The organism is Flagellimonas sp. HMM57, from assembly GCF_021390175.1.
Taxonomy (GTDB): domain Bacteria; phylum Bacteroidota; class Bacteroidia; order Flavobacteriales; family Flavobacteriaceae; genus Flagellimonas.
In genome coordinates this window covers 1087293-1099404 of sequence record NZ_CP090004.1, presented here as the reverse complement: position 1 = coordinate 1099404, position 12112 = coordinate 1087293, and the positions used below count along the sequence as shown (strand labels likewise).

15 protein-coding genes are annotated in these 12112 nt (G+C 37.0%); 12 read left to right on the top strand and 3 right to left on the bottom strand.

Translation table 11 applies throughout. The features are described from left to right. Positions 1-3: 3 nt before the first annotated feature. Positions 4-1581 carry a histidine ammonia-lyase gene (gene hutH / locus LV716_RS04885; RefSeq protein ID WP_163416659.1) on the bottom strand — a complete coding sequence of 526 codons (1578 nt, stop codon included), beginning with the start codon at positions 1579-1581 and terminating at the stop codon, positions 4-6. 78 nt (positions 1582-1659) lie between these two features. Here hutH and LV716_RS04880 point away from each other — a divergent pair, with 78 nt between their 5' ends. Both LV716_RS04880 and LV716_RS04875 read left to right on the top strand, forming a co-directional pair. After that, entirely contained in the window at positions 1660-2547 is an 888-nt protein-coding gene (locus LV716_RS04880) for a LysR substrate-binding domain-containing protein (RefSeq protein ID WP_163416658.1), read from the top strand. A 50-nt stretch (positions 2548-2597) separates the two neighbouring features. After that, complete coding sequence (locus LV716_RS04875) at positions 2598-3149, top strand: nitroreductase (RefSeq protein ID WP_163416657.1); 552 nt, start codon at positions 2598-2600, stop codon at positions 3147-3149. Between the two features lie 63 nt (positions 3150-3212). Here the strand turns inward: LV716_RS04875 and LV716_RS04870 are convergent, their stop codons facing one another. Both LV716_RS04870 and LV716_RS04865 read right to left on the bottom strand, forming a co-directional pair. Beyond that, positions 3213-4250: a dienelactone hydrolase gene (locus LV716_RS04870; RefSeq protein WP_163416656.1), complete on the bottom strand. Its 1038-nt coding sequence runs from the start codon at positions 4248-4250 to the stop codon at positions 3213-3215. A 126-nt stretch (positions 4251-4376) separates the two neighbouring features. Further along, on the bottom strand, positions 4377-4886 hold the full coding sequence (locus LV716_RS04865) for a DUF456 domain-containing protein (RefSeq protein WP_163416655.1): 510 nt from the start codon (positions 4884-4886) through the stop codon (positions 4377-4379). 145 nt (positions 4887-5031) lie between these two features. Between LV716_RS04865 and LV716_RS04860 the strand changes: the two genes are divergently transcribed. From LV716_RS04860 to LV716_RS04815, 10 genes are all read left to right on the top strand, one after another. Beyond that, positions 5032-5394 (top strand): BlaI/MecI/CopY family transcriptional regulator, encoded by a 363-nt coding sequence (locus LV716_RS04860; RefSeq protein WP_163416654.1) that lies wholly within the window; start codon positions 5032-5034, stop codon positions 5392-5394. Then, on the top strand, positions 5391-6863 hold the full coding sequence (locus LV716_RS04855; RefSeq protein WP_163416653.1) for a M56 family metallopeptidase: 1473 nt from the start codon (positions 5391-5393) through the stop codon (positions 6861-6863). The genes LV716_RS04860 and LV716_RS04855 overlap by 4 nt, the downstream gene beginning before the upstream one ends. Positions 6864-6999: 136 nt before the next feature. Next, positions 7000-7476: a hypothetical protein gene (locus LV716_RS04850; RefSeq protein ID WP_163416652.1), complete on the top strand. Its 477-nt coding sequence runs from the start codon at positions 7000-7002 to the stop codon at positions 7474-7476. A 5-nt stretch (positions 7477-7481) separates the two neighbouring features. Continuing rightward, a complete protein-coding gene (gene ruvC / locus LV716_RS04845; protein WP_163417869.1) occupies positions 7482-8036 on the top strand; it encodes a crossover junction endodeoxyribonuclease RuvC in 555 nt (184 codons plus the stop codon). A gap of 180 nt (positions 8037-8216) precedes the next feature. After that, positions 8217-9353 carry a radical SAM family heme chaperone HemW gene (gene hemW / locus LV716_RS04840; RefSeq protein ID WP_163416651.1) on the top strand — a complete coding sequence of 379 codons (1137 nt, stop codon included), beginning with the start codon at positions 8217-8219 and terminating at the stop codon, positions 9351-9353. Beyond that, positions 9350-10099 carry a cyclase family protein gene (locus tag LV716_RS04835; protein ID WP_163416650.1) on the top strand — a complete coding sequence of 250 codons (750 nt, stop codon included), beginning with the start codon at positions 9350-9352 and terminating at the stop codon, positions 10097-10099. Before hemW ends, LV716_RS04835 begins: the two co-directional genes overlap by 4 nt. 32 nt (positions 10100-10131) lie before the next feature. Further along, positions 10132-10755, top strand: a complete 624-nt coding sequence (locus LV716_RS04830; RefSeq protein ID WP_163416649.1) for a DUF4230 domain-containing protein — start codon at positions 10132-10134, stop codon at positions 10753-10755. A gap of 7 nt (positions 10756-10762) precedes the next feature. Next, complete coding sequence (locus LV716_RS04825; RefSeq protein ID WP_163416648.1) at positions 10763-11161, top strand: Dabb family protein; 399 nt, start codon at positions 10763-10765, stop codon at positions 11159-11161. A gap of 1 nt (position 11162) precedes the next feature. After that, positions 11163-11519 (top strand): MmcQ/YjbR family DNA-binding protein, encoded by a 357-nt coding sequence (locus LV716_RS04820; protein ID WP_163416647.1) that lies wholly within the window; start codon positions 11163-11165, stop codon positions 11517-11519. A gap of 133 nt (positions 11520-11652) precedes the next feature. Further along, positions 11653-12051 (top strand): response regulator, encoded by a 399-nt coding sequence (locus tag LV716_RS04815; protein ID WP_163416646.1) that lies wholly within the window; start codon positions 11653-11655, stop codon positions 12049-12051. Positions 12052-12112: the final 61 nt, after the last annotated feature.

Here is a 12112-nt window from a genome sequence, read left to right as displayed (position 1 = left end):
ATTCTAATATGTTTCAAATTCTTCAAGATAAGGCGTATTCCAATTAAGATGTTTAGTTACCATAATTTGCTCCACGAGGGTAATTATTTCGCCATTTTTAATGATATCGATACCTATTTCAATATCATCCGAAAAAACACGATCATTGTCTGCAAAAGAAACTTTGGTCCTTATGAATTTATGAATTTCATCCAATACGACCCCTGATTTTAAAGGTTTTCTGAATTCAAAGGCTTGTGCGGCGGTTAAGAGCTCAATAGCTAGTATCTTTTCAACATTTTCAATAATTTGAAGCGCCTTCCTTCCGCTAATGGACCCCATGCTTACATGATCTTCTTGCCCTAAGGAAGTTGGAATACTATCTGCACTTGCCGGAACGCACAGGCTTTTGTTTTCACTGGCCAAGGCTGCTGTGGTATACTGTAGAATCATGTACCCAGAATTGATTCCGGTGTCTTCCATCAACAGTTTGGGTACTCCTGGACTATTGCCTTCCAATGCTAAATAGATTCTTCTGTCGGAAATATTTCCTAATTCCGAAGCTGCAAGGGCTGCATAATCCAAGGCCATGGCCAAGGGTTGTCCGTGAAAATTACCACCGCTAATGGTAAGTTCATCATTAATGATTACTGGGTTGTCCGTCACGGAATTAAGCTCTATTTCCAACAGCTCTTTTAGATGCAGCCATGTATTTCTGGATGCACCATGTACTTGGGGCATACAACGAAGGGAGTATGGGTCTTGCACACGTTCGCAATCGATATGGTCTTCCAAGATTTCTGAACCTTGAAGCAGTGTCCGGATTCTTCCGGCTACATGTTGATTTCCTTTAAAAGGGCGAAGTGCATGTAGTTCTTGATGGAATGGTTTCATGGAACCTTGCAACCCTTCCAACATCATGGCGCCAATAATGTCGGCATGCTTAAGACAATGTTGGAGTTTTTGTAGTACGAGTACGCCATGGGCAGCAATGAATTGTGTTCCGTTTATCAATGCCAAACCTTCTTTGGGGCCAAGTTCCAAAGGTTGAAGTTGGGTTTTCTTGAAGAGTTCTTTTGTAGTGATTGCTTTACCCTCATAAAGTACTTTTCCAAGTCCTATCAATGGAAGAAATAAGTGTGATAAGGGTGCCAAATCCCCTGAAGCACCTACGGAACCTTGTGATGGGACTACGGGAATGGCATCATTTTGCAAATGCCATAGCATGCGTTGAATGGTCGTGACCGCAATTCCAGAGTATCCTTTGGCCAATGCATGAATTTTTAAAGTTAGCATGAGTTTGGATAGCTGTTTTGATATCGGTTTACCAACACCAACACTATGGCTTTGCAGAATATTGGATTGGAGGATTTTAGTATCTTCTTTAGAGATTTTGGTATTGCACAAAGGGCCAAAGCCCGTGTTTATTCCATAAACTGTGTCGCCCTTGGCAACAATGTTTTTTACGCGCAAGTTGCTGGTCTCAATTTTTTTGAGATAATTTGGGGAGATAACTCCTTTAACAGCCCCATCGGCGATGCCTAAGGCAATACTTGCGGTTAAATGATGTTCACCAAAATGAAATGTTTTGGGCAGTTCCATAAACGTAATTTGAGATATATAAAGGTATTATGCCTTATTAATAATTACCAATACTTATTTTTATAGTATTTAATAACTATGAATTATCAAATAGAATTACGGCACTTTGTTTATTTTTTGGCCGTGGCCGAAGAATTGCACTATCGTAAGGCAGCAGAAAAACTGTTCATATCCCAACCTGGACTAAGTACGCAGATCAAGCAAATGGAAGGGATTTTGGAAACGCAATTGTTTATTCGGGATAAAAAAAAGGTAGGGTTAACCCCTGCAGGTGAATTTTTAAAATCTGAAGTAGAATTTATATTGAACCATTTGGAACAGACCAAAAAACAGTTGAAATTGATAGGAGAGGGGCATCAAGGAGAAATTAGAATTGGTTTTTTAGGTTCTGCGATGCAGCATGTGGTTCCAAATTTATTGCTAGATCTAAATAAAAGGTTTCCTTCAATACATACGAGCCTTGAAGAACTTTCTAATAGGGCGCAGCTTCGTGCTATTCTACAGGATAAATTGGATTTGGGATTTGTTCGGTTGTCCAGAGTCCCCAAAGGATTACAACTGAAACCTGTTTTTGAGGATACATTCTCTTTGGTCTTGCCGTCAAATCATGCTATTGGGGCAAAAAATTTTAAGGGAATTCATCAGTTTTCCCAAGAGGATTTTATTCTGTTTTCACAAGACTACAGTCCACAGTACTATAATACGGTGCTTAGTATATGCGAGGATGGTGGTTTTACGCCTAATGTTTCCCATAAATCTGTGCATGCGCAAACTATTTTTAAATTGGTGGAGAACAATCTGGGAATCGCGATAGTTCCAACGGAGTTGCAATATGGGTTTCGGATGAAGGTGAAGTTTATCGAATTGAAACACATAGAACAGCGTGCTGTTTTATCTATGGTCTGGAAAGAGGATAATCGAAATCCAGCATTGAGAAATTGTATGGAATTACTCTTAAAGTTATAGCACGAAAACGTTTCAAGATGTAACTTTGAGAGAAGTAGAAAAGTAAGAGTATGATATTTGATATAATCAAAAAGAGACGAAGTGTTTTTCCAGCACAATATAATGATAAGCCGATTGAAAGGAAAACTATTGAGCAACTGTTAGAAGCTGCAAATTGGGCGCCTACCCACAAAAAAACCGAACCATGGCGGTTTAAGGTTGTAATGGGCAAGAAAAAGGTGGCATTAGGAAAATTCCTATCGGATAAATACCAAGAAATAGATTCGAAGCCAAAGCAGATAAAAATAAGAAAGCTACAGGAAAACCCTGCTCGTTCTGGAGCGGTAATCGCCATTTGTATGCAGCGCGACCCCAATAAAAGTTTGCCGGAATGGGAAGAGTTGGCCGCTACTGCAATGGCTGTACAGAATATGTGGCTGTGCTGCACGGAAATGGGTTTGGGGTGCTATTGGAGCTCACCTGGACTCATTACGCATATGGATGAATTCTTTGACCTGAACGATGGGGAAAAATGTTTTGGATTTTTATATATGGGGTATTATGATGATGCCATACCTCCTTCAAACCGAACCTCGATTGAAGATAAGGTGGAGTGGTTGTGATTATTCTTTCTGTGGTTTTACAAGATGTGTTTATCTAAAATTAACTGAAGTCTAGGTTGTAGTTCATAACGAATTTTTTAAAAAATCCAGTGCTAGTTTCAACGTTTCTTCGTGTATTTTTTTTCTGCTGACGGTAGGTTTGTCAATTGTTATTTCTGGTGCTACCTCTTTCCCAAATGCTGTGGGCTCGTTCAAGAATACATAATGGTCAACATCCTTACTGAACAAATGTATTTGGCTGGTTTTGATCAAACCATGGTACTTTTCGGCATTATTTTTTATGGGCGTGTTTGTATCGCCTTTTCCTGCTATGATAAAAATAGGTGCGGTGATTTTTTCTGTTTGCGCTGTGGAATGGAATCCAAAGCCAATTGCTGGTGCCATTACAAAAAAAGCCTTGATTCTATCATCTTTTACTAGGTTTCTGTATTTATTGTAAGATGAAACGATAAGACTGTCATTTTCAAAATCTATGATTTCGTCCGTTTTTGGAAATTCGGCAGGCATTTCCCTTTCCTCGGAGTTTTCATCTTCTCTAACTGTTCTATCTACATAACCACCTGCCAAAGCAATATTAGTATAGCCTCCCAAGGAAAAGCCAACTCCCCCAATTCGCGAAGTGTCGATTCTTGTTCCAATTTCTCGGTCTTCAAGAATGTTTGTCAGCACAAATTGTACATCAATAGCTCTTTCCCACCATTTTACGAATTCTCGGGGTATTTTGTTGAAAGTTGAATTCCCGTAGTGGTCTAGTGAAACAACAATATACCCCTCTTTTACCATTCTTTCTATGAACCAAGTCAATGAAAACCTGTTGCCTCCCGTTCCGTGCGAAACCAATAGTAAAGGGAACTTCCCATTGGGAATCGTTGCGTTCGGAATTGTCCTGATGGCTTTAAAAAGCTCTTTTCCGTTTTCTTTTGGTTCTTTTTTGGTCAATGTATCCAAAGTGGGATACCATATTTCCGTTAGTAACGGTCTGTTTCTTGATTCGTCCACATACGTTATTGATTTTTGACCTATGTTAAAGGATTTTTCTTTTTGTTGTGTGCAGGAAAATAATACGGTTACAAAGATTGAAATTAGTGGCAGCTTTTTCATGTATTGGTTTTCAGTTGCAATTAAAGACAAATGAAAAGCGCAACTGTTACGGTTTTAAGCTAATCATTTAGTGCTAAAAGCACATAGCTATATAATTTGATAACAAACCAAGGATGGAGAAATCAATCAAAATGTAAATAAAGGCGTTCTATACTCCCAAACTTTTACCACAAAAATCCCCAAGTAAATAACAGCCAACATAAATTTTAGAAAAGTACCCGTAAGAAACCCGATAAAGGAGCCAAAAGCTGCTTTTAACGCTGTTTTCTTATCGGCTTTATTGATGAGTTCACCAACCAGTGCACCTACAAAAGGCCAGATGATAATCCCAAATATGCCCAAAACGGGAAAAAAGATAGCGACCAACAAGCCAATTACCGTACCTATCATCCCTGCCTTGCTACCGCCAAATTTTTTGGTGCCCATCGCTGGGATGATATAATCTAATACAAATACCAAAATTGCTACAGCAGCAGTAATGCCCAAAACCCACCAATCATCGGGCACGGCTTTGGTAAGATAGAGTAATAATAGACCGACCCAGCTTATGGGTGGTCCAGGTAATACGGGCAGAAAACTGCCCAGTATGCCGACAAGCATGAAAACAAACCCCAGAACAAGTAAAGCAATATCCATAATCCAGATTTACCAATAAGACAAAATTAAGGATCTAATGTTACAAGGAATATTTAAAATAAATTTAGTTTTTAACTAAAAAAATAGTTTAAACTAAAATTTTAGTTATATTTGTTTTATATAAAACTAAAAACTTAGTTCAATAATGAAACAGCTTACTAAAGCAGAAGAGGAAGTAATGCAGCTGTTGTGGCGATTGGAAAAATGTAACGTAGCCGCTATAATCAATGAATTGCCAGAACCCAAACCAGCATACAATACGGTATCCACCATAGTGCGGATATTGGAGGACAAGGGATTTGTAGATCATGAAAAAGTTGGAAAAGGCCATTTGTATTTTCCTTTAGTAAAGAAATCCGATTACAGCAATCAATCCATCAATAAACTGGTAGATGGCTATTTTCAAGGTTCTTTTAAAAGTATGGTTTCCTTTTTTATGCAGAAAAATGACATTAGTCTATCTGAATTGGAAAGTATTATGAAACAAATAAAGGACGGGGAAGAATGATACAGTATTTTTTAGAGTGTTTGGTATTTCAATTGGTTTTTTTGTTGATCTATGACCTGTTTTTAAAATGGGAAACTTTTTTTCAATGGAACAGGGTGTATTTGATAGGTACTTATTTGCTATCGCTTGTGTTGCCTTGGATTACGATTGAGGCATTTAAAACAACCGTTCCTGAGGAATTTTCAAATTACACACAATTTGTATTTCAACTTAATGAGATACAAGTAGGAACAACTGATACTGAAGCTGCTTTTCTCTCTCCAGCAGAATGGGGATATCTTATTTTCTTTATAGGGGTCTTGTTTATGACATTTTGGTTCGGATTTAAACTATTTCGTTTATATCGTTTGCGACAAACAGGAGCGGTTAGCTATCATACGAATTACACTAAAGTTGTGGTAGCCGAAAGTGCACTTGCCTTTTCCTTCTTCAAGTATATTTTTTTAGGAGCAAAAGTTTCTAAAGAAAACACCCCTAGCATTATTGCCCATGAACTTGTTCATATTGAGCAGAAGCATTCGTTGGATTTACTGTTCTTTGAATTGATGCATATTATTTCTTGGTTCAATCCCTTGGTGTATCTCTATCAAAAAAGAATTGCTGAACTGCATGAGTTTATTGCCGATTCAGAAGTCTCCAAGCACAATAAAAAAGAGCAGTACCAAATATTGTTATCTGAAGTGTTTCAAACCCAAAACATCAGTTTTGTCAATCAATTTTTTAAAAAATCATTAATCAAAAAGCGAATAGTCATGCTACAAAAATCAAAATCAAAACGAATTTATCAGTTAAAGTATCTGTTTTTGCTACCTATTATTATGGGAATGTTGTTATATACCTCATGTGAAAACGGGACAGGTGAAAAGAACAGTATTGAAAGCTCAATTGAAAAGAAAGGCAATGAAACCTTTCTGGTGGTGGAAGATTTAAATGCAATGACCGAAGACGAAAAGAATAGGCAAGATGAAGTGGTGGATGAATTGATGAAAACGAATGTTGCGCAAACCTTAATAGCGGAAGATGGTAGTAATTCCGTAAAGATTTATATAGATGAAGGTAAGATACAGAAAATGGAGGTAGAAAAAGATGATGCTACAATGCGCGCATCTCAAACTTCTAAAAGTTCGGTTCCATTTGGAGAAATTGATGAAGTTCCAATATTTAGGGGCTGTGAGGGAGCTACGGATACCAGATTATGTTTTATGGAAAAAATACAAACACATATTAAAAAGTATTTTTATTATCCAGAAGAAGCACAAAATAAAGGTATCGAAGGGCGTGTTAATGTCATTTTTACAATAACGGAAGAAGGCTTTGTTGAAGATATAAGAACAAGAGGTCCCGATAAAATACTAGAAGATGTGGTTACGGATATTATTTCGAAATTACCAAGAATGCAACCAGGAAAGAGCAATGGACAGCATGTAAGTGTTCCTTTTTCCATTCCCGTAACGTTTAAGCTACAGTAACACCTTTACAGGAAACATATATTCTGTTTGGTGGCAATTTTGAATCAAACCCAAAGAGTATTCTTTGGGTTTTACGTTTTACTTTGAAGGCGGATTCTTCAAAAAATCGTAATTTCAGCCAAATATTTGGGGCTGTATGCGGAAGTTTTTAGTGTTATGTTTTTTTGGTTTGCTTGCCTCTTGCGAACTGTTTACCTCAAAAGAAGATAAGACCCAAGAGATTGTCAATAAAGAACTCTTGGAAATCGACTGGAACGATGTTGACCAGTATCCACTTTTTGAAAAGTGTGATGAAACCGCAACAAAGCAAGCACAAAGAGATTGTTTCCAAAGTGTGATGATGGAGTATTTTACCAAGGCCATGGATGGACTTCAATTTCAAGTAGAAAGGGACTTGAACGATACGACCTATATTGATTTTTTAATCGATGAACATGGATTTATCACGATATTGAATGTTGAGGAAAACACGGAAATACTTAATGAAATAGGCGATTTTAATACAAAAGTATCCAACAGGTTAAATGATTTAACGACCGTAGCTCCAGCATTAAAAAGAGGGATACCCGTTGCGTTAAAATTTAGGCTTCCTATAGTTCTAAATACCAATTGAAAAATTTGGCTACAGAAAAGATTATTTTAGGAATTGATCCGGGCACGACCGTCATGGGTTTTGGGATTATCAAGGTAGTCAACAAACAGATGCATTTTGTTCAGATGAACGAATTGATGCTCAAAAAGTATAGTGACCCCTACACCAAGTTAAAACTGATCTTTGAGCGGACCTTGGAACTTATCGATACATTCCATCCAGATGAGATTGCCATTGAAGCCCCTTTTTACGGAAAAAACGTACAGTCTATGCTCAAATTGGGTCGCGCACAGGGCGTTGCGATGGCCGCAGGACTTTCTAGGCAGGTGCCCATAACGGAGTACATGCCCAAAAAGATTAAGATGGCCATCACGGGTAACGGTAATGCTACCAAAGAACAGGTGGCCAAAATGCTTCAAAGCATGCTAAAATTAAAAACCCTTCCCAAAAATTTGGATAGTACGGATGGACTTGCTGCCGCGGTTTGTCATTTTTATAACGAAGGTAGGGTTGAGGTCGGTAAACATTACACTGGATGGGATGCGTTCGTGAAGCAGAATCCGAAGAAAATTGGTAAATAGGAGTTAGAGGTCAGTAGTCAGTAACCAGTAGTTGGTAATCAGTATGTAACAGCTTTTTTGAAAGTTATTTTCATAAGAGTTTAACAATAATAAAAAGTATGTTCCCTAAACCCTAAACCCTAAACCCTAAACCCTAAACCCTAAACCCTAAACCCTAAACCCTAAACCCTAATTCACTAAATGAGCGGAATCTACATCCATATCCCCTTTTGCAAACAGGCGTGCCACTATTGTGATTTTCACTTCTCTACTCAAATGGGAAAGAAAGAAGCAATGGTCAAGGCACTTCAGAAAGAAATGGAATTGCGCAAGGATAAGTTTAAGGATGAATTGGTCGAGACCATTTATTTTGGTGGTGGAACTCCTTCAGTTCTAACGATTGTTGAGATAAACGATTTGATAAAAACGGTGTACACCAACTATACTGTTGTTGAAAATCCAGAAATTACTTTGGAAGCAAATCCAGATGATTTAACGGATGATAAAATTCTGGAACTGGCCGAAAGCCCTATCAATAGATTGAGCATTGGAATTCAGTCCTTTTTTGATGAAGATTTAAAATTGATGAACAGAGCGCATTCATCTAACGAGGCAATTCAATCATTGTCTAGGGCAACACGTTATTTTCAAAATATTTCCATTGATTTGATTTACGGAATTCCGGGTATGGACAACAAAAGATGGAAGGCAAATATCGACAAAGCCCTCTCTTTTGGACTTCCCCATATTTCCAGTTACGCATTAACCGTAGAACCCAGAACTGCATTAAAAAAGTTTATAGAAAAAGGAATTGTGGATGCTGTAGATGATGATCAAGCACAGGAACAGTTTCATATTTTGGCAGATACTCTAGAAGCGCATGATTTTGTCAATTATGAGATTTCCAATTTTGGTAAGGAGGGTTTCTTTTCCAAAAACAATACCTCATATTGGAAAGGGAAAAAATATATTGGAATAGGTCCATCGGCACACTCTTTTGATGGGAAAAGGAGAGGTTGGAACATCAGAAATAACATAAAATATATAAAAGCACTACAGCAAGGGGAACTTCCGTTAGAGATTGAGAAGCTGACCAAAAGAGATCAATATAACGAATACGTGATGACAGGCTTGCGAACTATTTGGGGCGTTTCTTTAAATAAGGTAGAAGAAGATTTTGGAGCCAAATATTTAGAATACTTGAACCAACAATCCGAAAAATATATAGCAAAGCACTTACTTTTTATGGACGGGGAAAAACTAATCGCTACTAAAAAAGGAAAATTTCTGGTCGATGGGATTGCCTCTGATTTATTTATGATTAATTTGGAATCATGATTGCAACGGTTAAACATGGTTCCAGAAATGTTAAGATAGATTTATCCAAACCATTGGATATTTCGATTCCGTTAATTGGTACGGATACCAATGTAAATGCATGGTACCTAAGTCCCCCAAAGATTGAACCACATCAAGAAGGTGATTTCATTGGAAAAGTTTCTGAAGGTGCAGCCGTTAATTTTAATAACATTTGGTTTAACCCCCACTCACATGTGACGCATACCGAATGTTTAGGCCATATTACTGCAGATTTTCATTCTGTAAATGAAAACTTAAAGCGATTTTTTTTCTTCGCAGAAGTGATTACGTTCGCTCCAGAAAAATTAGGGGATGATATGGTGATATCGGAAAAACAGCTCAAATATGCTTTGAGAAACAAGAAAAGAGAAGCTTTGATCATAAGGACCATTCCAAATTTGGAAAACAAGCGTTCTATGCAGTATTCCAATACAAACCCTCCGTATTTGTTAGAGGAAGCGATACATTTTTTAGTCAAAAAAGAAATCATGCATTTGCTCATAGACCTTCCATCGGTTGACAAGGAAAAAGATGAGGGAGCGCTTTTGGCTCATCATGCTTTTTGGGATACAAAAGGACAATCGAGACAGAACGCTACAATCACAGAATTTATATTTGTTCCCAACGATATAGAAGATGGGTGCTATTTTCTAAACCTTCAAGTGGCCCCTTTTGAGAACGATGCTAGCCCGAGTAGGCCTGTATTGTACAAGATTATACAATGAAGAGTTAACGGCAATCTTCATATATTTAAGAAATGGATAGTATCATAGAAGCTTTTTTAGGGCTGGTTCTGGGAGCAATACTTATGTATTGGTTGTTTTCTATTTTCAGAAAAAAAGAGAATAAAGAACTCACAAAACAGCAGTCTACGGTCTTGCTGGATAAAATACAAAGTGTCTGCAAATTAGTTTCCGTAGAAGGGGATTTTGCAGAGATCTATCATTATGAGAACACCAAAGAACGTTTTATGAGCCTTTTAAGCAGCAAGAAAAAAGCGCTGATCGTTGTGAAAGCAAAAGTGCACATTGGGTATGACCTAAAGAAATTGGACCTAAAAGCTGATACTGAGAACAAACGAATTATTCTTGCTAATTTTCCCGAACCTGAAGTGTTATCCATTGAGCCCGACCTCCAATTTTATGATATAAAAAATGGACTCTTTAATAGTTTCTCTCCAGATGATCTTACTAAATTGAATTTGGAGGCAAAAGACCACATAAAACAAAAAATACCAGAAAGTGGATTGATGGCAACTGCAAAAAAAGAGGCTTTGCAAGCTGTTTTACTGGTAGAAAAAATTGTTGAGACCATAGATTGGACATTGGATTACTCGGCCTTGGAAATAACAAACACAGAAAAACAATCAATTGAAGAATAGAGAAATTATGAAAAGAGGAATTATTGCTATATTACTGATGATAAGCTTTGCGGCAACCAGTTTTGCACAAGTTGAGGATACTATGAGAACATTTGACCCAGCCTTTTCCCATACTGTCTTTTTTTGGCTTAAAAGCCCAGAAAGCAGTAAAGACAGAACACAGTTTGAAAAATCTTTGAAAACGTTCCTTCAAAACTCTAAGTATGCAAAGACAAATTTTATTGGTACACCACCTAAGGCCACTAGAGATGTTGTTGATGGTTCATTTACGTATTCATTGATCGTAACATTTGAATCTGCCGAAGCCCAAGAAGGATATCAGAAAGAAAAAGCACATCTTATTTTTATTGAAGAATGTAAGGACCTTTGGGAGAAAGTTATTGTATACGATTCTCAAGGTATTTAAAATGAATATAGAAGAACTAAGAGATTATTGTATTCAAAAGAAAGGGGTAACAGAAGAGTTTCCTTTTGATGAGGTTACTTTGGTATTTAAGGTAATGGGCAAAATGTTCGCTTTGATGGCATTGGAAAGAATGCCTCCACAGTGTAATTTAAAATGTGATTCCGAAAAGTCAGTAATGCTAAGAGAAGAGTATGATGGGGATATAATTCCAGGATACCACATGAGCAAGAAACATTGGAATACGTTACTTTTGAATAACCTGCCACCAAACTTGATCTTGGAATTAGTAGATCATTCCTATGATCTGGTAGTTTCAAAATTGACCAAGAATTTAAAAGAACAATTGGCTATTTTATAGATAGATTTGATCAATAAATCAATTATTTATCGTAAGATGTATACCATTCACCGATAGTTTTTCCTAATTTAACCAAATTGTAATCTTTTTCTTAATGTATTTTTGGATTTTTGTATACTAAACGATAAAAGTTATGAATGTTCTGTTCATAGAAGATGATATGATAGAAACCATGAAATTGCAGCGTGCGATTTCTAAGTTTCAGTCTAAGCACAAAATCGTTGAGGCTAAAAATGGAGAAGAAGCCTTAGCTTTATTAAAGACAGGTAGCTTACCTGATATCGTTTTGCTTGATCTTAATATGCCAAGAATGAGCGGAATAGAATTTCTTTCCATTTTAAAAGCTGATGACAAACTCAAGTTCCTTCCTATTATAATCCTTACCACATCGGAAAATCGTGTGGATTTGTTAAAGTGTTTTGAGATTGGAATCGCAGGATATATCATAAAACCTTTAAAATATGAGGATTACGAGTCAAAACTCAGGAAGGTTTTTGATTATTGGGAGATTAGTGAGCTAATCAAAGCCTAACAAAAAAACTGATTTCACAACATAATTTTTAATATCAGGTAGTGTAATTCCTACTTTTAAG